We start from the raw sequence: 20,218 nt of genomic DNA, 5'->3' as shown, positions 1-20,218 counted from the left end.
TGAGTACAATAGTCATAAGCTTTTAAATGAAATAATGGCTAACGACGTGCACATCGGGTAATCTGCGCGCTTCGCGCAGAGCAGGTGGAGAAAAGAAATGAGCGACGAACTGAAGAACAAAAACGGCAAGGTCAAAGTGATGTACGTCCGCAGTGACGATGACTCGGACAAGCGCACCCAAAATCCACGTACCGGTAAAGGCGGCGGTCGCCCAGGTACTTCCCGAGCCGAAGGCGGTCGTCGCCCTGCCCGTGATGACAGAAAGGGTCCGAACAGTGAACGTGGCCGTGAACGGGGTCGTGACCGCGATGTTGAACGCGACCGTAAACGTGAAGACTCACCGTGGCGTACCGTATCCCGCGCGCCGAGCGATGACGTAGCGGAAAAAGCCGATCACGGTGGGATCAGCGGCAAGAGCTTTATCGATCCTGAGGTATTACGTCGTCAGCGTGCGGAAGAAACCCGCGTTTACGGCGAGAATGCCTGTCAGGCGCTGTTCCAGAGCCGTCCGGACGCCATTGTCCGCGCCTGGTTTGTCCAGAGCGTGACGCCACGATTTAAAGAAGCATTACGCTGGATGGCGGCAAATCGCAAAGCCTACCACGTGGTTGACGAAGCCGAACTGGCGAAAGCTTCCGGTACTGAACACCACGGCGGCGTGTGTTTCCTGATTAAAAAACGTAACGGTACAACCGTTAAACAGTGGGTTGGTCAGGCGGGGGCGCAGGATTGCGTACTGGCGCTGGAAGATATCGCCAACCCGCATAACCTGGGCGGCATGATGCGCAGCTGCGCTCATTTCGGTGTGAAAGGCGTCGTGGTTCAGGATGCCGCGCTGCTGGAATCCGGTGCGGCTATCCGTACCGCGGAAGGCGGTGCCGAGCACGTGCAACCGATCACTGGCGACAGTATTGTTGATGTGCTGGATGATTTCCGCAAAGCAGGCTACACGGTCGTGATGACTTCCAGCGACAAAGGTAAGCCGTTGTTCAACACCACGCTGCCAGAAAAAATGGTGCTGGTGTTAGGCCGCGAACGTGATGCGCTGCCGGAGGCGGCATGTTCTGCAGATGATCTGTGCGTCGCCATCGACGGTACGGGCAATGTAGAAACGCTCAACGTCTCCGTTGCGACGGGCGTCCTGCTCGCGGAGTGGTGGCGTCAGAACAAAGCCTGATAGTAAAAATGCCAGCGAATTGCTGGCATTTTTTTACTCGCTCTCAGCCGGCAGTACCGGCATCCAGTCGATCGGTTTTTCACCGCGTTTTTCCAGCCACTCATTTGCCAGAACAAAGTGGTTGCAGCCAAAGAATCCGCGGTGTGCCGAGAGCGGAGACGGATGCGGCGCTTTCAGAATATGGTGACGCTGTGCGTCAATAATGGCCCCTTTCTTCTGCGCGTGCGCGCCCCAGAGTAAAAACACCACGCCTTCACGGTGCTCGTTAATCAGGCTAATGACTTTATCCGTAAAGGTTTCCCAGCCCAGACTGGCATGCGAATGAGCCTGTCCGGCCCGGACGGTAAGGACGGTGTTCAGTAACAGTACCCCCTGACGAGCCCAGCTTTCCAGATACCCGTGCGTGGGGCGTGTAAAGCCAGGGACCGTCGCTTCCAGCTCTTTATACATATTCAGTAATGACGGTGGGGTGGCAATGCCCGGGCGCACAGAAAACGCGAGGCCATGTGCCTGGCCGGGACCGTGGTATGGGTCCTGGCCCAGGATGACTACCTTTACATCGCCAAGCTCAGTAAAGCGAAATGCGTTAAACACATCTTTTTGCGGGGGGTAAATCGTCATACCCGACTGGCGTTCACCGGCAACGGTATGCAAAGTGTTAACAAAATAGGGTTGCTGTTTCTCATCGGTCAGCACATCGTGCCAGGTTAATTCGGTAGTCATCTCGCTCTCCTGCGAATTTCATTCCCCCTAGCTTAACTGCTTCTCTCTGGGGCGCAAAATTCTCTACGCTTCTCAAGGGACTACCCCTTAAAGATAGTTGAAAATTTATGTAAAAATTTTATCTGCACACATGGCGTAAGTTGATGTAAAACAATAAAATCCACTCATCACCACTTAGTGCGTGTGGTTTTTGTTGATTTAAATCAAGGAATCAAGGGGGTGCGAGGGGTATATATACACTCAAGCAACAATGGTTTTACCAATTGGCCGCGCGACGGCCAACCGAGATCAAATAATTTTGCCGGGGAGGCATCAACATGATTACAGGTATCCAGATTACTAAAGCTGCAAATGACGACCTGCTGAACTCTTTCTGGCTGCTGGACAGCGAAAAAGGCGAAGCACGCTGCATCGTTGCGAAAGCAGGTTTCTCTGCTGATGAAGTCGTTGCCGTCAGTAAACTGGGCGAAATCGAATACCGTGAAGTACCGGTAGACGTGCAGCCGGAAGTACGCGTGGAAGGTGGTCAGCACCTGAACGTTAACGTTCTGCGTCGTGAAACGCTGGAAGATGCGGTTAAGCATCCGGAAAAATACCCGCAGCTGACAATTCGTGTTTCTGGTTATGCAGTGCGTTTCAACTCACTGACTCCAGAACAGCAGCGCGACGTTATTGCCCGTACCTTTACTGAGAGCCTGTAAGGCTCGCGGGGTCATACCCCGGTAATCAGATAATAAAAAAGCGGAACATGCCAGTGCATGTTCCGCTTTTTTTGTCGTTGAAAGAAGGTAAAAAATGCCGGGTTCATTAATCCGGCATACGCTTTACTCTTTGTCAGACTGCGGCGCGGCAGCTGCGCTCGGCTTACGACGCTTGCCGATATTTTTGGCGTCGCGGTGACGTTTCTTCACGCGCGGCTTCTCTTTATCTTTCTCTTTTTTCTCGGCGCGTTTCGCCAGCACTTTCTTAGATGGCTTACCGTTCGATTTCTCACTTGGCGCGCGCGTTGTTGGACGCAGTTCGTCAATCACGCGCGGCTTCAGCGGCTCGTCGACATAGCGACTCGCTTTGCCGAGCAGCAGGTGGTCGTGTGCTTCAACCAGAGAAATGGCGGTGCCTTTACGGCCCGCGCGACCGGTACGGCCAATACGGTGCAAATAGGCATCGCCACTGCGCGGCATGTCGTAGTTAAACACGTGGCTGACGTCAGGTATGTCGATACCGCGTGCCGCAACATCGGTGGCAACCAGCACATTCACACGACCATCGGTCAGACGTTTGATCGCTTCGTTACGCTTGCTTTGTACCATCTCGCCTTCGAGATAGCAGTTGTTGATCCCCGCCTGGCGCAGCCAGCCAGCCAGTTCGTGCACACGCTCGCGTTTACGCACAAAGACAATGGAGCGGGTCGCATCAGGTTGTTTTAACAGGTGGATCAGCAACGCCGTTTTATGTTCAATATCATCGGCACGGTAGTACCACTGATGGATCTTCTTGCGTTCGCGGGTGGACGGATCCGCAGAAACCTCGACCGGATCTTCCAGCAGACGCTCGGCAAAATCTTTAACCGCATTGCCTTCCAGCGTGGCAGAGAACAGCATAGTTTGCTTACGCCAACGGGTTTCACCAGCAATATGCTCGATATCCTGCGCGAAGCCCATGTCCAGCATACGGTCGGCTTCATCGAGGATCAGCGTTTCGACCGCGTGGCAGTCGAAGTTCTCTTCTTTAATGTATTGCAGCAGACGTCCGGTGGTCGCGACCACAATGTCCTGGTTTTCGCTGAACACTTCCATGTGGTTCATATAGGCCACGCCGCCGGTAATGGTGGCGACATCCAGGTGCGTATTCTTCGCCAGTTCACGGGCGTGATCGGCAACTTGCATTGCCAGTTCGCGGGTCGGTGTCAGAATTAAAACGCGCGGCGGGCCCGATTTTTTGCGCGGGAAGTCGAGCAGGTGCTGCAACACTGGCAGCAAATATGCCGCCGTTTTACCGGTGCCTGTCGGCGCAGAACCGAGTACATCACGGCCATCGAGCGCAGGTGGAATGGCGGCTGCCTGAATAGCTGTCGGGCGAGTGAAACCTTTTTCCTGGAGGGCATCCAGAAGGCTTTCATCGAGTTCAAGTTCGGAAAAAGTCGTTACAGTCATGTTCTACCTCTGTGTGGGGCGCTGATTATAGACGTTACGGCTGCAATCTTCATCTGTTTGTATGGATATACCTTCTCAGGTATTGTTTTTATCCTATGTTATCGTTTTTTTTCCAGTAAGGTTGTTTTTCATGTCCCAGTCTACCTCCGTGCTTCGACGTAATGGGTTTACCTTTAAGCAGTTTTTTGTGGCACACGATCGTTGTGCAATGAAGGTCGGGACTGATGGTATTTTATTGGGGGCCTGGGCTCCTGTCGCAGGTGTAAAGCGGATCCTTGATATTGGCACCGGGAGCGGCCTGTTGGCGCTGATGTTGGCCCAGCGCACTGATGAAAAAGTCATCATTGACGCCGTGGAGCTGGATGTCGATGCGGCGCAACAGGCAGAGGAAAACATCGCGCAATCTCCGTGGGGGCAGCGTATCCGGGTCCATACTGAAGACGCTCAACGGTGGTTACCTCGCCAGACCGTACGTTTTGATCTGATTATCAGTAACCCGCCTTATTATGAGCAGGGCGTAGAGTGCGGGACACCACAGCGTGAGCAGGCACGTTATACCACGACGCTCGATCACGCGGCGTTATTAACGCTGGCGGCGGACAGTATTACTGAAGAGGGTTTTTTTTGCGTGGTACTGCCGGAGCAGATTGGCAACGCTTTTACCCGGCAGGCATTAAGTATGGGATGGCATCTGCGTCTGCGTACGGATGTGGCAGAAACCGAAGCCCGGCTACCGCATCGGGTACTGCTGGCTTTCTCCCCGCAAACCGGGGAGTGCTTTAGCGACAGATTAGTGATCCGTGGGCCAGACCAGCGTTACTCAGAAGGTTACACCGCGCTGACCCAGGCATTTTATTTGTTTATGTGATGGCTAAGCGGCGAAAGAATTGAAGGGCCGGATTCAGGTAACTGCTCTGGATAATCCAGCGTGTAGTGCAGGCCCCGGCTCTCTTTACGCATCATTGCGCAGCGCACAATCAGCTCGGCAACCTGCACCAGATTGCGCAGCTCCAGTAAATTGTTCGACACGCGGAAATGGGCGTAATACTCATCGATTTCCTGTTGCAGCATGGTGATACGCCGCAGGGCGCGCTCCAGACGTTTGGTGGTGCGCACAATGCCAACGTAATCCCACATAAATAACCGCAGTTCATGCCAGTTATGTTGGATGACAACCAGCTCATCCGGGTTTTCTACCCGGCTTTCATCCCAGCCTGGTAGCGTGCTGACACTGCGGGCGTAGGGCATTCTACGATCAATATCTTCAGCTGCAGACCAGCCGTATACCAGACATTCCAGTAGTGAGTTAGATGCCATACGGTTTGCGCCATGCAGACCGGTGTAGCTCACTTCGCCGATGGCATATAGACCGTCGACGTCAGTCCGGCCAAAATCATCGACCATCACGCCGCCGCAGGTATAGTGCGCGGCCGGCACGATCGGCACTGGCTCTTTTGTCAGGTCGATCCCAAGACCCAGCAGCTTTTCATAAATCATCGGGAAATGCTGGCGGACAAATTCTTCGGGTTTATGGCTAATGTCGAGGAACATGCAGTCCGCACCCAGACGCTTCATTTCATGATCGATAGCACGAGCGACGATATCGCGCGGTGCCAGTTCGCCACGCACATCAAAGTCGGGCATAAAGCGTGAGCCGTCCGGGCGCTTCAGGTGGGCACCTTCGCCACGCAGCGCTTCAGTCAGCAGAAAATTGCGTGCCTGAGGGTGATACAGCGCGGTGGGGTGAAACTGATTAAATTCAAGGTTGGCGACGCGACATCCAGCGCGCCAGGCCATCGCGATTCCATCACCTGAGGAGATATCCGGATTGGTGGTGTACTGATACACCTTCGATGCGCCTCCGGTGGCCAGCACGACCGATTTTGCATGGCAGGTTTCGACGGCTTCCTTATTACGGTTCCAGATCCATGCGCCAACTACCCGGCGCGTGCCCGGTAGGCCGATTTTATCGGAGATGATCAGGTCAACGGCGTTGCTACGCTCCAGAACCTGGATATTGGGATGGTTTTGCGCCTGGCTGACCAGCGTGGTTTCAACTTCTTTGCCGGTGGCATCTGCCGCATGCAGGATGCGTCGGTGGCTATGGCCGCCTTCGCGAGTCAGGTGATAGCTCTCTTCACCGTTGGGCTGAACCTGCGTATCAAACAAGACACCTTGATCAATGAGCCACTGGACACATGTTCGTGCATTGCTGGCGACGAACTCAACCGCATGGCGATCGCACAATCCCGCGCCTGCAATCAGCGTATCCTCGACGTGAGAATCGATACTGTCGGTTTCATCGAAAACGGCGGCAATGCCGCCCTGGGCATAGAATGTAGAGCCTTCACTCACAGGCCCCTTACTCAGGACAATAACCTGGTGTTTCTCAGCCAGGCGCAGAGCCAGTGAGAGTCCGGCAGCTCCGCTGCCAATAATCAGCACATCACAGGATAATTCAGGCGTCGTATTCATGATTTTTGTTTAATTTACTAAACAGTGTTTGGTCACCATAGCACCACAATGCGCGAAACTGCACGTTTTATTTTTGAATGTGTTGCAATGGCTAAACATAAAGAAAATTCATTGCGCGGGGTAAAATATGAAAAATATTTTGTGTAGCAGGCCGTTAGCGTCAGATTAGGAGATGAAATAAAGCGCCCGTTGGGTTACTCTGCAAGCGGTTTAATGGGCATTTCTGTACAGATAGTGCGTTGATCGGGTTATGTAGACTTATAATGAGAGATAAGACCTGTCTACATCATGACAAACAAAAACAAATGCGTAACGGAACTTTACGAAACTTGAGCACTCTAAGTCGTTGCTTGCTCATATTGCAGCTGATGGAGTGGCGTTTCGAAAGCGCGTGGAAATTTGGTTTGGGGAGACTTTACCTCGGATGAGCGAGCAGTTAACGGACCAGGTCCTGGTAGAACGGGTCCAGAAGGGAGATCAGAAAGCCTTTAATTTACTGGTAGTTCGCTATCAGCATAAGGTGGCGAGTCTGGTTTCCCGCTATGTACCGTCGGGCGATGTTCCCGACGTCGTACAAGAAGCATTTATCAAGGCCTATCGTGCGCTGGACTCGTTCCGGGGAGATAGTGCTTTTTATACCTGGCTGTATCGTATCGCAGTCAATACAGCGAAGAATTACCTGGTCGCTCAGGGGCGTCGTCCACCTTCCAGTGATATAGATGCAATTGAAGCAGAAAATTACGAAAGTGGCGGTGCGCTGAAAGAAATTTCGAACCCTGAGAACTTAATGTTGTCAGAAGAACTGAGACAGATAGTTTTCCGAACTATTGAGTCCCTCCCGGAAGATTTACGCATGGCAATAACCTTGCGGGAGCTGGATGGCCTGAGCTATGAAGAGATAGCCGCTATCATGGATTGTCCGGTGGGTACGGTGCGTTCTCGTATCTTCCGAGCGAGGGAAGCTATTGATAATAAAGTTCAACCGCTTATCAGGCGTTGACGGTAGCGGGATACTGGAAAAGGTATTAGGCATGCAGAAAGAAAAACTTTCCGCTTTAATGGATGGCGAAACGCTGGATACTGAGTTACTCAAAGAGCTGACTCACGACCCGGAAATGCAAAAAACCTGGGAGAGTTATCACCTGATTCGTGATTCCATGCGAGGTGATACTGCCGACGTTCTCCATTTCGATATTTCCGACCGCGTAATGGCAGCTATCGCAGATGAGCCAGTACGTCAGACGGCGCCACTGATTCCTGAGGCCCAGCCAGCACCGCATCAGTGGCAGAAAATGCCATTCTGGAAGAAAATGCGTCCGTGGGCTGCTCAGCTCACTCAAATGGGTGTGGCTGCGTGCGTATCGCTTGCAGTTATTGTTGGTGTCCAGCACTATAATGGGCAATCTGAAACGTCCCAGCAGCCCGAAACGCCGGTATTTAATACATTACCGATGATGGGTAAAGCCAGTCCGGTGAGCTTGGGTGTACCTTCTGATGCGACGGCCAGCAGTGGCGGTCAGCAACAGCAGGTGCAGGAGCAGCGTCGTCGTATCAATGCTATGTTGCAGGATTACGAACTGCAGCGCCGACTGCACTCCGAACAGCTTCAGTTTGAGCAGGCACAAACACAGCAAGCAGCTGTACAGGTGCCAGGAATTCAAACTTTAGGAACGCAATCGCAGTAATGAAGCAACTTTGGTTTGCCATGTCACTTGTGGCTGGTAGCCTGTTCTTCTCTGTCAACGCCTCGGCCACACCTGCGTCCGGGGCGTTATTGCAGCAGATGAATCTGGCCAGCCAGTCGCTCACCTATGAGCTGTCATTCGTCAGCATCAATAAACAGGGTGTTGAATCCCTACGTTATCGCCATGCTCGCCTGGATAACCGCCCGCTTGCGCAACTATTGCAATTGGATGGACCACGCCGGGAAGTCGTACAACGTGGAAATGAAATCAGCTATTTTGAGCCTGGGCTTGAGCCGTTCACGTTGAACGGTGATTACATCGTTGATTCTCTGCCATCCCTGATTTACACCGACTTCAAACGTCTTACACCCTACTATGATTTTATCTCGGTAGGCCGGACCCGTATTGCCGACAGGCTTTGTGAAGTGATCCGCGTCGTGGCGCGTGACGGTACCCGTTACAGCTATATCGTCTGGATGGATACCGAAACCAAGTTGCCGATGCGCGTCGATCTTCTCGACCGGGATGGTGAAACGCTGGAACAGTTCCGCGTGATCGCTTTTACCGTGAATAGCAGTGTCGGCGACAGCATGCAGACGCTGGCAAAAGCCAACCTGCCGCCGTTACTGTCCGTTCCTGTGGGTGAGAAAACCAACTTCAACTGGAGTCCATCGTGGTTGCCACAAGGATTCAGTGAAGTTTCCAGCAGCCGTCGTCCTCTGCCGACGATGGACAATATGCCGATTGAATCACGTCTTTATTCTGATGGTTTGTTCAGCTTCTCTGTGAATGTGAACCGCGCACAGCAAAACAGTGCCGATCAGCTCCTGCGTACCGGACGCCGCACGGTCAGTACCAGTGTGAGAGATAATGCCGAAATCACTATCGTCGGTGAACTTCCGCCGCAAACGGCGAAGCGCATCGCGGACAATATCAAGTTCAGGGCTGCACAATGATCAAAGAGTGGGCAACAGTTGTTTCCTGGCAAAATGGCCTGGCGACGGTCAGCTGTGACGTCAAAGCGTCGTGCAGCAGCTGTGCCTCAAGGGCAGGATGCGGAAGCCGCGTACTGAATAAACTGGGGCCGCAGACAACGCACACTATCGTGGTTCCCAGCGTTGAACCGCTGACTTCCGGCCAGAAAGTTGAATTAGGTATTGCCGAAGGCAGTCTGTTGGGCTCCGCAATGCTGGTTTATATGTCTCCGCTGGCGGGATTATTTGTTTTTGCTGCCTTGTTCCAGGTGCTGTTTGGCAGCGATATCGCTGCGTTAAGCGGTGCGATACTGGGCGGTGTGGGTGGATTCCTGATTGCTCGCGGTTATTCGCGCAAACTGGCTGAACGTGAAGCCTGGCAGCCGGTGATTCTCAACGTAGCTCTCCCGCCTGACCTTCTTCGCGTCGAAACACACCAGTGATATACATGCCTGATGGCGCTGCGCTTATCAGGCTTACATGACAGTTACTACGTAGGCCAGATAAGGCACTTACGCCGTACTTCAGTAAAAGTTTCACTGACTTTGCTAAGTTGTTTCCAGTTCCCGCTATCCTTGCTCTATGAACATTTCCTCGCCTCCGCGTTGTAGTGTAGAATGCGGCGTTTCACTTAAACCGACGTTAAGCTCAGAACAGCGACTTCTCAAAGCCTGCCCAGGCAGGCGTAAGGCACAATAATTACACTATATGAAGAACATACGTAACTTTTCAATCATAGCTCACATCGACCACGGTAAATCGACGCTGTCTGACCGTATTATCCAGATCTGCGGTGGCCTGTCTGACCGTGAAATGGAAGCGCAGGTTCTCGACTCGATGGATCTTGAGCGTGAGCGCGGTATTACTATCAAAGCGCAGAGCGTGACGCTCGACTTCAAAGCATCTGATGGTGAAACCTACCAGCTTAACTTTATCGATACTCCGGGCCATGTGGACTTCTCGTATGAAGTTTCCCGCTCGCTTGCCGCCTGCGAAGGTGCTCTGCTGGTGGTTGACGCCGGGCAGGGTGTTGAAGCGCAAACACTGGCTAACTGCTATACCGCCCTGGAAATGGATCTCGAGGTGGTGCCGGTACTGAACAAAATTGACCTGCCGGCCGCCGATCCTGAGCGTGTAGCGGAAGAGATTGAAGATATCGTCGGTATCGATGCGACAGATGCGGTTCGCTGCTCGGCGAAAACCGGCGTCGGCGTGACCGACGTTCTGGAACGTCTGGTGCGCGAGATCCCGCCGCCGGAAGGTGACCCGGAAGGTCCGCTGCAGGCGCTGATCATCGACTCATGGTTCGATAACTATCTGGGCGTGGTCTCGCTGGTGCGTATTAAAAACGGCACCATGCGTAAAGGCGATAAAATCAAAGTGATGAGCACCGGGCAGGTGTATAACGCTGACCGTCTGGGGATCTTCACGCCGAAACAAGTTGACCGTACCGAACTCAAATGCGGTGAAGTGGGCTGGCTGGTTTGTGCGATTAAAGACATCCTCGGCGCCCCGGTTGGTGATACGCTGACTCAGGCACGTAATCCGGCAGATAAAGCACTGCCAGGTTTTAAAAAGGTCAAACCGCAGGTTTACGCGGGTCTGTTCCCTGTCAGCTCTGACGACTACGAAAACTTCCGCGATGCGTTAGGTAAGCTAAGCCTGAACGATGCCTCCCTGTTCTACGAACCGGAAAGCTCTACCGCGCTGGGCTTCGGCTTCCGCTGTGGCTTCCTCGGTCTGTTGCATATGGAGATCATTCAGGAGCGTCTGGAACGTGAATACGATCTGGACCTGATCACCACTGCACCGACCGTAGTGTACGAAGTCGAAACTACGGGCAAAGAGACTATCTATGTCGACAGCCCGTCAAAACTGCCGCCACTGAACAATATCTATGAACTGCGTGAGCCGATCGCCGAGTGTCATATGCTGCTGCCTCAGGCATATCTCGGCAACGTTATCACGCTGTGTATCGAGAAGCGCGGCGTACAGACCAATATGGTTTACCACGGTAACCAGGTTGCACTGACCTATGAAATTCCGATGGCGGAAGTGGTGCTCGACTTCTTCGACCGCCTGAAGTCAACGTCTCGTGGCTATGCGTCACTGGACTACAACTTCAAACGCTTCCAGACCTCTGACATGGTGCGTGTTGATGTTCTGATCAACAACGAACGTGTTGATGCGCTGGCGCTGATCACCCACCGTGATAACTCGCAGAGTCGTGGCCGTGAGCTGGTGGAAAAGATGAAAGAGCTGATCCCGCGCCAGCAGTTTGATATCGCGATTCAGGCAGCCATTGGTACGCACATCATTGCGCGTTCAACGGTTAAACAGCTGCGTAAAAACGTCCTGGCCAAGTGCTATGGCGGTGATATCAGCCGTAAGAAAAAGCTGCTGCAGAAACAGAAAGAAGGTAAAAAACGCATGAAGCAGATCGGTAACGTCGAACTGCCTCAGGAAGCGTTCCTCGCCATTCTGCATGTTGGTAAAGACAGCAAATAATCCTAAGGAGTTGGCATGGCGAATATGTTTGCCCTGATTCTGGTGATTGCCACACTGGTGACGGGCATTTTATGGTGCGTAGATAAGTTTATCTTTGCGCCAAAACGCCGGGAGCGTCAGGCCGCTGCACAAGCCGCTGCGGGTGATTCACTGGATAACGCAACGCTGAAAAAAGTTGCTCCTAAGCCGGGCTGGCTGGAAACTGGGGCATCCGTGTTCCCGGTACTGGCGATTGTGCTGGTGGTGCGCTCATTTATTTATGAGCCATTCCAGATCCCATCGGGTTCGATGATGCCTACGCTGTTAATTGGTGACTTTATTCTGGTGGAGAAATTTGCCTACGGAATTAAAGATCCGATTTATCAGAAAACACTGATCGAAACGGGCCATCCGAAACGCGGAGATGTTGTGGTATTTAAATACCCGGAAGATCCGCGCCTGGACTATATCAAACGCGCTGTCGGTTTACCGGGAGACAAAGTGACGTACGATCCGGTGGCGAAAGAGGTCACGATCCAGCCAGGATGCAGCTCCGGTCAGGCGTGTGAAAACGCGTTGCCGGTCACGTACTCTGATGTTCAGCCGAGTGATTTCGTGCAGACGTTTGCACGTCGTAACGGCGGTGAAGCGACCAGCGGTTTCTTTGAACTTCCGCTGAGCGAAACGAAAGATAACGGTATTCGCCTGACCGAGCGTAAAGAGACGCTGGGCGAGGTGACGCACCGCATTCTGACCGTGCCAATCGCGCAGGATCAGGTGGGGATGTACTACCGCCAGCCGGGTCAGCAACTGGCGACCTGGATTGTTCCGCCGGGACACTACTTCATGATGGGTGATAACCGCGACAACAGCGCGGATAGCCGTTACTGGGGATTTGTACCGGAAGCGAATCTGGTGGGTAAAGCGACCGGCATCTGGATGAGTTTCGACAAGCAAGAAGGTGAATGGCCGACCGGTGTTCGTTTAAGCCGTATTGGTGGCATTCATTAATTGCTAATAATCGTTCACGTTGTCGTCATAATGACGGCAGCGTGAATTATTTCTCGGATAAATTCCCGCAGACTAACGACATCCCTTGTCGTTGTGTATAGAATATTCCCCCGTAGTTTTAGGTTGGCACCGTCAGGTTGCCACGGCACACGAAACAGCGTTGATTCGTATACAAGAGCATTCAGGCGAGGCAGAAATAGCTAACCGAATGACGTATATCAGGTCTGTTTCGTGTGCTGGATTGTTGACGCATTCATTTATTGGTATCGCATGAACCCCATCGTAATTAATCGGCTTCAACGGAAGCTGGGCTACACTTTTAATCATCAGGAGCTGTTGCAGCAGGCATTAACTCACCGCAGTGCCAGCAGCAAACATAACGAGCGTTTAGAATTTTTAGGCGACTCCATTTTGAGCTTTGTTATCGCCAATGCGTTGTATCATCGTTTCCCGCGTGTGGACGAAGGTGATATGAGCCGCATGCGCGCCACGCTGGTGCGCGGCAATACGCTGGCTGAATTAGCCCGTGAGTTTGATCTCGGCGAATGTTTACGTTTGGGGCCGGGCGAACTGAAAAGCGGCGGCTTCCGTCGTGAATCTATTCTGGCTGATACCGTCGAAGCACTGATCGGCGGCGTCTTCCTCGACAGTGATATTCAGACTGTTGAGCAACTGATCCTTAACTGGTATCAAACCCGCCTGGATGAAATTAGCCCGGGCGACAAACAAAAAGATCCTAAAACGCGTTTGCAGGAATATTTGCAGGGTCGCCACCTGCCGCTGCCGTCTTACTTGGTAGTACAGGTCCGTGGCGAAGCGCACGATCAAGAATTTACTATCCACTGCCAGGTTAGCGGCCTGAGTGAACCGGTGGTTGGCACAGGTTCGAGCCGTCGTAAGGCTGAGCAGGCTGCCGCCGAACAGGCGTTGAAAAAACTGGAGCTGGAATGAGCGAAGAGAAAACTTACTGCGGATTTATTGCCATCGTCGGTCGTCCGAACGTCGGTAAATCCACCCTGTTGAATAATCTGCTTGGGCAGAAGATTTCCATTACCTCACGTAAGGCGCAGACAACACGTCACCGTATTGTTGGCATCCATACCGAAGGCGCGTATCAGGCGATTTATGTTGATACCCCTGGCCTGCATATGGAAGAAAAACGCGCCATTAACCGCCTGATGAACAAAGCAGCTAGCAGTTCTATTGGTGACGTTGAACTGGTTATTTTCGTTGTGGAAGGCACGCGTTGGACGCCGGACGACGAAATGGTGCTGAACAAACTGCGTGACGGTAAAGCTCCTGTGATCCTGGCGATCAACAAAGTTGATAACGTACAGGAAAAAGCCGATCTGCTGCCGCACCTGCAGTTCCTGGCAAGCCAGATGAACTTCCTCGACATTGTGCCGATATCTGCCGAAACCGGCATGAATGTCGATACCGTTGCGGGCATCGTGCGTAAGCATTTGCCGGAAGCGATTCATCACTTCCCGGAAGATTACATTACCGACCGCTCGCAGCGCTTTATGGCCTCTGAAATCATCCGTGAAAAGCTGATGCGTTTCCTCGGCGCTGAGCTGCCGTATTCCGTGACCGTTGAGATTGAGCGCTTTATCCCTAACGAACGTGGCGGCTATGATATCAATGGCCTGATCCTTGTCGAACGCGAAGGGCAGAAGAAGATGGTAATTGGCAACAAAGGGGCCAAAATTAAAACCATCGGTATTGAAGCACGTAAAGACATGCAGGAAATGTTTGAAGCGCCTGTGCACCTTGAACTGTGGGTGAAAGTGAAATCTGGCTGGGCCGATGACGAACGCGCGCTGCGCAGTCTCGGTTACGGCGACGACGTCTAAACCCTTCCTCTGAAAGACGACGAGTATTATGATGGATGGATGGCAACGCGCATTTGTCCTGCATAGTCGCCCCTGGAGCGAAACCAGTTTAGTTCTGGACGTCTTCACGGAAGAGTCGGGTCGCGTGCGCCTTGTGGCTAAAGGCGCACGTTCCAAACGCTCCAATCTGAAAGGCGCACTCCAGCCTTTTACCCCATTATTACTTCGCTTTGGTGGACGTGGTGAGGTCAAAACCCTACGTAGCGCTGAAGCCGTCTCTCTGGCACTCCCGCTTAGCGGAATCACGCTGTACAGCGGTCTGTATATCAACGAACTCATTTCTCGCGTGCTTGAGTATGAGACCCGCTTTTCTGAACTCTTCTTCGATTACCTGAACTGCATCCAGGCGCTGGCAGGCACATCCGGTTCACCAGAGCCCGCCCTGCGTCGCTTTGAGCTGGCGTTGCTCGGTCATCTGGGCTACGGCGTGGATTTTGCCCACTGTGCGGGCAGCGGTGAGCCGGTGGACGATACCATGACCTATCGCTATCGGGAGGAAAAAGGGTTTATCGCCAGCATTGTTATTGATAACAACACCTTTACCGGACGCCATCTCAAAGCGCTTGCGTCGCGTGAATTTCCGGATGCCGATACGTTACGTGCCGCGAAACGCTTTACCCGCATGGCGTTAAAGCCGTATCTTGGTGGTAAGCCCCTAAAGAGCCGCGAATTATTCCGGCAGTTTATGCCGAAGCGAAAATAAAAAACGAGGATTGTCATGGCCGAATTACTGTTAGGCGTCAACATTGACCACATTGCCACTTTACGTAACGCACGCGGCACCGCATACCCGGACCCGGTTCAGGCGGCATTTATCGTTGAGCAAGCGGGGGCGGACGGTATTACCGTTCATCTGCGTGAAGACCGTCGTCATATTACCGACAGAGATGTCCGCATCCTGCGTCAAACGCTGGATACGCGTATGAATCTGGAAATGGCTGTGACAGAAGAAATGCTGTCCATCGCGGTTGAAACAAAACCACATTTTTGCTGCCTGGTGCCAGAAAAGCGTCAGGAAGTCACCACCGAAGGCGGCCTCGACGTCGCGGGTCAGCGCGACAAAATGCGTGACGCCTGCAAGCGTCTGGCGGATGCGGGGATCCTGGTCTCGCTGTTTATCGATGCCGATGAAGAACAAATTAAAGCGGCTGCTGAGGTTGGCGCGCCGTACATTGAAATTCACACCGGCTGCTATGCTGATGCGAAAACTGACGCAGAACAAGCCAGCGAACTGGCACGTATCGCCAAAGCTGCGACCTTTGCTGCCAGCCTGGGTCTGAAGGTGAACGCTGGTCATGGCCTGACTTACCATAACGTCAAAGCCATTGCGCGGATCCCGGAAATGCACGAGCTGAACATTGGTCATGCGATCATCGGGCGTGCAGTAATGAGCGGTCTGAAAGACGCCGTGGTGGAAATGAAACGTCTGATGCTGGAAGCGCGTGGCTAATGGCGATTCTGGGATTAGGCACCGATATCGTGGAGATTGCCCGCATTGAAGCGGTGATCTCCCGTTCCGGCGATCGTCTGGCCAGGCGCGTCCTCAGTGACAATGAATGGGCCATCTGGGAAACGCATCAGCAGCCGGTGCGTTTTCTGGCGAAGCGCTTTGCAGTGAAAGAAGCTGCGGCAAAAGCCTTTGGTACCGGCATTCGCAACGGGCTGGCATTTAATCAGTTCGAAGTGTTTAACGATGAACTCGGCAAGCCACGTCTGCGGTTATGGGGAGAGGCGTTAAAACTGGCGGAGAAGCTCGGTGTTATGCATATGCACGTGACGCTGGCCGATGAACGTCACTACGCCTGCGCCACGGTCATTATTGAGAGTTAAAGCTTGTCTGCGTGATGCATTAACACAAACTTATCCCACAGCTGTTCTTCTGTTTCGAGATGTGCCGGATCCTTCAAAATGGTATTGGGGATCGGGCACACCTTCTGGCAGGTTGGTGTGTCGTAATGACCAACGCATTCCGTACATTTATCGCTGTTAATCTCGTAAATGCTGTCACCCATTGAAATGGCCTCGTTCGGGCATTCGGGTTCGCACATATCGCAATTGATACACTTTTTAGTGATTAACAGGGCCATCAGGAAACTCTCAAAACATCACAAATCGGGCGGGCATTATACGCGCATTCTTTGCTCAGACCAGTTTTTTTACCAGCGCTTCGCTGTGGCGAATCCGTTCCGGGGCATGCTCGAGATCCTGCTGCACCAGTGCCATAAACAATAAATCGGTTAGCATCATTTGTGCATGCGTTGATGAAATCGCGGCGCTGCGCGTCGCCTGTTCTTCGGCAATGGTGTACAGGCAACGAGTGGCACGCTGCTGCAGGGCATTGGGAGTAAAACCGGTGATGGCGAGGATTTTTGCCCCGGTGCGTAATGTTTCATCTGCGGCCAGATTCAGTTCTCGCCGTTCTCCACTATACGAAATAGCCAGCAAAAGATCGTTTGGATCCAGCGCCTGTACGGTCGCCAGCAGGGCATGCATATCGCGTTCAACGACTGCATTAAATCCAATCTTCAATAGCTTCCAGGCAAAATTTTGCGCCACCAGGCCAGAGGCACCAATCCCGGTGAGGATAATGCGTCGGGCAGATCGTAGCATCGTGACGCTCTCCATCAATTTCTCCTCGCTATTGATGTCCAGAGAGGCATGCATTGCCGCCACGTTCTCCTGAATTAGCTTCTCACCCACCAGTCGAATGGGGTCGTCACCGCGGATTTGATTGTGCACCGGAACCGAATGCGGATTGGGATTACTGGCCAGAGCTTCGCTGATGGCCAGTTTGAGCGCCGGAAAGCCTTTAAATCCCATTTTTTGTGCGAACTTCACGACGCTGGACTGGCTAACACCGGCTTCAAAGGCCAGTTGTTGTGAGCTGAGATGACGTGCATTATCCGGCTGTGCAAGAAGATAATCCGCAAGTTTTTTATCGCTCTGCGCGAGGTCCGGGTAACGCTGACGAATGCGAATCAAACAGTTCATGCTGTCTCCTGGCGAAAACGTGTTGGCGATTACAAAACAAAATTTCACTCGCCTGGGTGAATATAATATTCCATTATGGCGGATTGTTATGAATTAAAAATTCCTAAGGAACAAAAAATGAATCTCGGTGCATTAGTGTCAGAAACCCGCAATCCACAAACGATGGATCTTGATGCGTTATCCACACTTGAGCTGGTACATCGTTTTAATCAACAGGATACGCTGGTAGCGGAAGCAGTAAAAGCGACACTGTCTGAAGTTGCGCAGGCGGTCGATGCTGCTGCGCAGGCGCTAAAAGCAGGTGGGCGGATTATTTACATGGGGGCGGGGACCAGCGGGCGTCTTGGTGTGCTGGATGCCTCAGAATGTCCACCGACGTTTGGCGTACCGCACGGACTGGTGGTTGGACTGATTGCCGGTGGGCCAGGGGCGTTGTTAAAGGCGGTTGAAGGCGCAGAAGATAATTCGCAGCTTGGAGAAGACGACCTGCGGGCGCTGAATCTGACCGCACAGGATCTGGTTGTCGGTCTGGCGGCATCTGGCCGTACACCGTATGTCATTGGCGGCCTGAAATATGCGCATGCGGTGGGCTGCACGACGGTAGCGATTTCCTGTAATCCGGACTCGCCGATTGCCCGCGAAGCGGATATCGCCATCTCTGTAGTGGTCGGCCCGGAGGCGCTGACAGGCTCAACCCGCCTGAAATCGGGCACCGCGCAGAAACTGGTGCTAAATATGATTTCCACCGGTGCGATGGTGAAGTTTGGCAAGGTGTATCAGAACCTGATGGTGGATATGAAAGCGACCAACGCCAAGCTGGTCGATCGGGCGTGTCGTATGGTGGTGGAAGCTACCGGTATTACGCGTGAAGAAGCTGAAACGTTACTGAAGCAGACTGACTTTGACGTTAAGCCCGCTATTTTGATGGCGCTGACCGGGTTAGACGCAACGGCAGCCAGGGCAAAACTCTCCGCTCACCAGGGGTTTTTACGCGCGGCGTTAGAACACTAATAGGTGTATATGGATAAAATGGCGGCGCTTGCCAGCGATATTCTGCTGGGGAGTGGCGGAGAAAAAATATTCTGCGCCAGGAAACTGTAGACCGCGTCAGGGTAGAATTCCAGGATGACGAGTAACTGAACATTCCCCGGCAGAGGCAGCTATCCGGCGTCAACGGCTATGTGAAGCAGGGGGCGTAAGTACCAGTAATTGTTGGTCAGATTGACGCTGCAATTGCTATTCTGATGAAAACCCGCAACGTGCGGCTGAGAAAAGTGATCAAAGGGGCGATACGATAGGGGGACTGGGCATTGGCGAGCCGTTGATTTCTGGCGTGATGTTGCCGCTGACGATTGTTGCCGGAAAAGTGATGTTCTATCTGTTAGGCTATCTGGTAGCGGTTATCGCCGGGTTCTTGTTTACCTGGCTATTGGGGTTCAACGATCCAGAGGACTAAGGTTTGACCAATCACGAGCGTCGCGTTGTTTTTTTTGATTTGGACGGTACGTTACACCAGCAGGATATGTTCGGTAGTTTTCTGCGTTATCTGCTGCGCCGCCAACCGTTGAATGCGCTGCTTGTACTGCCACTGTTACCGATTATCGCGGTGGCGATGTTGATCAAAGGACGCGCCGCCCGTTGGCCAATGAGTTTGCTCCTGTGGGGGTGCACTTTTGGTCGACGTGAAGCGCGCCTTAAAGCCCACCAAGCTGATTTTGTGCGTTGGTTTCGCCATCACGTGACGGCGTTTCCGCTGGTGCAGCAGCGCCTGACGACCTATCTGTTAAGCTCTGACGCGGATATTTGGCTGATCACCGGTTCCCCGCAGTCGCTGGTCGAGCAGGTTTACTTCGACACCCCGTGGCTGCCACGGGTGAATCTTATCGCCAGTCAAATGGCGCGCGGTTACGGTGGCTGGGTGCTGCCTTTACGCTGCCTCGGCCATGAGAAAGTCACCCAACTGGAACGCCAGATTGGCGCCCCGCTGGCGCTGTATAGCGGATATAGCGACAGTAAGCAGGACAATCCGCTGCTCTCGTTCTGCCAGCATCGCTGGCGCGTCACACCGCGTGGAGAGCTGCAGCAACTCGAATAGAGTAAACGATAGCGTCTGTGTATAATGCGCCCGCTTTGATTACTGGAGTTCTGCCTTTGTCTGATGTTGAATTTAGCCACGAACACTGGATGCGTCATGCGTTAACGCTGGCAAAACGCGCCTGGGATGAGCGTGAGGTTCCGGTGGGCGCGGTTCTGGTGCATAACAATCATGTGATTGGCGAAGGCTGGAACCGGCCGATTGGTCACCACGATCCCACCGCTCACGCGGAAATCATGGCGCTGCGTCAGGGCGGGCTGGTCCTGCAAAATTACCGTTTACTGGATGCCACACTGTACGTCACCCTTGAGCCATGCGTGATGTGTGCGGGTGCAATGGTACACAGCCGTATCGGTCGGGTGGTATTTGGTGCGCGTGATGCGAAAACGGGGGCCGCGGGTTCGTTAATGGATGTACTGCATCATCCGGGCATGAATCACCGGGTTGAGGTGACAGAAGGCATATTGCGTGATGAATGCGCCACGCTGCTCAGTGACTTCTTCCGTATGCGTCGTCAGGAAATTAAAGCTCTGAAAAAGTCAGCCACGGAGTGAT

General features: G+C 53.0%; 23 protein-coding genes and 1 pseudogene. 19 read left to right on the top strand and 5 right to left on the bottom strand.

Annotated features, from left to right (window positions below):
- Positions 1-97: 97 nt before the first annotated feature.
- A complete protein-coding gene (locus tag IMQ48_RS21005; RefSeq protein ID WP_196210514.1) occupies positions 98-1,177 on the top strand; it encodes a tRNA/rRNA methyltransferase in 1,080 nt (359 codons plus the stop codon).
- A gap of 33 nt (positions 1,178-1,210) precedes the next feature.
- Here IMQ48_RS21005 and ung read toward each other — a convergent pair whose 3' ends face one another.
- Positions 1,211-1,900 (bottom strand): uracil-DNA glycosylase, encoded by a 690-nt coding sequence (gene ung, locus IMQ48_RS21000; RefSeq protein WP_196210513.1) that lies wholly within the window; start codon positions 1,898-1,900, stop codon positions 1,211-1,213.
- Positions 1,901-2,217: 317 nt separating this feature from the next.
- Between ung and grcA the strand changes: the two genes are divergently transcribed.
- Entirely contained in the window at positions 2,218-2,601 is a 384-nt protein-coding gene (gene grcA, locus IMQ48_RS20995; RefSeq protein WP_096756118.1) for an autonomous glycyl radical cofactor GrcA, read from the top strand.
- Positions 2,602-2,724: 123 nt separating this feature from the next.
- Here the strand turns inward: grcA and srmB are convergent, their stop codons facing one another.
- Positions 2,725-4,053 (bottom strand): ATP-dependent RNA helicase SrmB, encoded by a 1,329-nt coding sequence (srmB, locus tag IMQ48_RS20990; RefSeq protein ID WP_196210512.1) that lies wholly within the window; start codon positions 4,051-4,053, stop codon positions 2,725-2,727.
- Between the two features lie 130 nt (positions 4,054-4,183).
- On the opposite strand from srmB, the gene trmN reads away from it, so the two are divergent.
- Positions 4,184-4,921: a tRNA(1)(Val) (adenine(37)-N(6))-methyltransferase TrmN gene (trmN, locus tag IMQ48_RS20985; RefSeq protein ID WP_196210511.1), complete on the top strand. Its 738-nt coding sequence runs from the start codon at positions 4,184-4,186 to the stop codon at positions 4,919-4,921.
- Here trmN and nadB read toward each other — a convergent pair.
- A complete protein-coding gene (nadB, locus tag IMQ48_RS20980; protein ID WP_196210510.1) occupies positions 4,906-6,528 on the bottom strand; it encodes an L-aspartate oxidase in 1,623 nt (540 codons plus the stop codon). The two genes, trmN and nadB, sit on opposite strands and share 16 nt — an antisense overlap.
- A gap of 263 nt (positions 6,529-6,791) precedes the next feature.
- On the opposite strand from nadB, the gene rseD reads away from it, so the two are divergent.
- The 12 genes from rseD to acpS all read left to right on the top strand — a co-directional run bounded on the left by rseD (position 6,792) and on the right by acpS (position 16,407).
- Complete coding sequence (gene rseD, locus IMQ48_RS20975; RefSeq protein ID WP_137398945.1) at positions 6,792-6,956, top strand: rpoE leader peptide RseD; 165 nt, start codon at positions 6,792-6,794, stop codon at positions 6,954-6,956.
- The gene (gene rpoE / locus IMQ48_RS20970; RefSeq protein ID WP_003037573.1) at positions 6,953-7,528 is read left to right on the top strand and encodes an RNA polymerase sigma factor RpoE; all 576 of its coding nucleotides are present in this window, start codon (positions 6,953-6,955) and stop codon (positions 7,526-7,528) included. The genes rseD and rpoE overlap by 4 nt, the downstream gene beginning before the upstream one ends.
- 31 nt (positions 7,529-7,559) lie before the next feature.
- Positions 7,560-8,213, top strand: a complete 654-nt coding sequence (rseA, locus tag IMQ48_RS20965) for an anti-sigma-E factor RseA (RefSeq protein WP_196210509.1) — start codon at positions 7,560-7,562, stop codon at positions 8,211-8,213.
- Positions 8,213-9,169 (top strand): sigma-E factor regulatory protein RseB, encoded by a 957-nt coding sequence (rseB, locus tag IMQ48_RS20960; RefSeq protein ID WP_096756123.1) that lies wholly within the window; start codon positions 8,213-8,215, stop codon positions 9,167-9,169. The genes rseA and rseB overlap by 1 nt, the downstream gene beginning before the upstream one ends.
- Complete coding sequence (gene rseC, locus IMQ48_RS20955) at positions 9,166-9,630, top strand: SoxR-reducing system protein RseC (RefSeq protein WP_196210508.1); 465 nt, start codon at positions 9,166-9,168, stop codon at positions 9,628-9,630. Before rseB ends, rseC begins: the two co-directional genes overlap by 4 nt.
- 265 nt (positions 9,631-9,895) lie before the next feature.
- Positions 9,896-11,695, top strand: a complete 1,800-nt coding sequence (lepA, locus tag IMQ48_RS20950; RefSeq protein WP_196210507.1) for a translation elongation factor 4 — start codon at positions 9,896-9,898, stop codon at positions 11,693-11,695.
- Between the two features lie 15 nt (positions 11,696-11,710).
- Complete coding sequence (gene lepB, locus IMQ48_RS20945; RefSeq protein WP_196210506.1) at positions 11,711-12,685, top strand: signal peptidase I; 975 nt, start codon at positions 11,711-11,713, stop codon at positions 12,683-12,685.
- 270 nt (positions 12,686-12,955) lie between these two features.
- Positions 12,956-13,636, top strand: coding sequence for a ribonuclease III (gene rnc / locus IMQ48_RS20940; protein WP_003037579.1), 681 nt, complete (start codon positions 12,956-12,958; stop codon positions 13,634-13,636).
- On the top strand, positions 13,633-14,538 hold the full coding sequence (gene era, locus IMQ48_RS20935) for a GTPase Era (RefSeq protein WP_196210505.1): 906 nt from the start codon (positions 13,633-13,635) through the stop codon (positions 14,536-14,538). Before rnc ends, era begins: the two co-directional genes overlap by 4 nt.
- A gap of 31 nt (positions 14,539-14,569) precedes the next feature.
- Entirely contained in the window at positions 14,570-15,280 is a 711-nt protein-coding gene (recO, locus tag IMQ48_RS20930) for a DNA repair protein RecO (RefSeq protein ID WP_196210521.1), read from the top strand.
- Between the two features lie 15 nt (positions 15,281-15,295).
- Positions 15,296-16,027: a pyridoxine 5'-phosphate synthase gene (gene pdxJ, locus IMQ48_RS20925; protein ID WP_196210504.1), complete on the top strand. Its 732-nt coding sequence runs from the start codon at positions 15,296-15,298 to the stop codon at positions 16,025-16,027.
- The gene (gene acpS / locus IMQ48_RS20920) at positions 16,027-16,407 is read left to right on the top strand and encodes a holo-ACP synthase (RefSeq protein ID WP_135324724.1); all 381 of its coding nucleotides are present in this window, start codon (positions 16,027-16,029) and stop codon (positions 16,405-16,407) included. The genes pdxJ and acpS overlap by 1 nt, the downstream gene beginning before the upstream one ends.
- Here acpS and IMQ48_RS20915 read toward each other — a convergent pair.
- Positions 16,404-16,664: a YfhL family 4Fe-4S dicluster ferredoxin gene (locus IMQ48_RS20915; RefSeq protein ID WP_196210503.1), complete on the bottom strand. Its 261-nt coding sequence runs from the start codon at positions 16,662-16,664 to the stop codon at positions 16,404-16,406. The genes acpS and IMQ48_RS20915 overlap by 4 nt on opposite strands.
- Positions 16,665-16,719: 55 nt before the next feature.
- Positions 16,720-17,568 carry a MurR/RpiR family transcriptional regulator gene (locus tag IMQ48_RS20910; protein ID WP_196210502.1) on the bottom strand — a complete coding sequence of 283 codons (849 nt, stop codon included), beginning with the start codon at positions 17,566-17,568 and terminating at the stop codon, positions 16,720-16,722.
- Positions 17,569-17,685: 117 nt separating this feature from the next.
- Between IMQ48_RS20910 and murQ the strand changes: the two genes are divergently transcribed.
- From murQ to tadA, 4 genes and pseudogenes are all read left to right on the top strand, one after another.
- Positions 17,686-18,579: an N-acetylmuramic acid 6-phosphate etherase gene (murQ, locus tag IMQ48_RS20905; RefSeq protein WP_196210501.1), complete on the top strand. Its 894-nt coding sequence runs from the start codon at positions 17,686-17,688 to the stop codon at positions 18,577-18,579.
- Positions 18,580-18,779: 200 nt separating this feature from the next.
- Positions 18,780-19,024 (top strand): annotated as a pseudogene (locus IMQ48_RS20900) (PTS sugar transporter subunit IIC); the annotation flags it as partial.
- A 3-nt stretch (positions 19,025-19,027) separates the two neighbouring features.
- Positions 19,028-19,663, top strand: coding sequence for a phosphatidylglycerophosphatase C (yfhb, locus tag IMQ48_RS20895; protein ID WP_096756134.1), 636 nt, complete (start codon positions 19,028-19,030; stop codon positions 19,661-19,663).
- Positions 19,664-19,680: 17 nt separating this feature from the next.
- The gene (tadA, locus tag IMQ48_RS20890; protein ID WP_196210500.1) at positions 19,681-20,217 is read left to right on the top strand and encodes a tRNA adenosine(34) deaminase TadA; all 537 of its coding nucleotides are present in this window, start codon (positions 19,681-19,683) and stop codon (positions 20,215-20,217) included.
- The last annotated feature ends 1 nt before the right edge of the window (position 20,218 follow it).

Source organism: Citrobacter sp. Res13-Sevr-PEB04-36 (assembly GCF_015672735.1).
Lineage (GTDB): Bacteria > Pseudomonadota > Gammaproteobacteria > Enterobacterales > Enterobacteriaceae > Citrobacter.
This window is presented reverse-complemented; position numbering and strand designations above follow the sequence as displayed.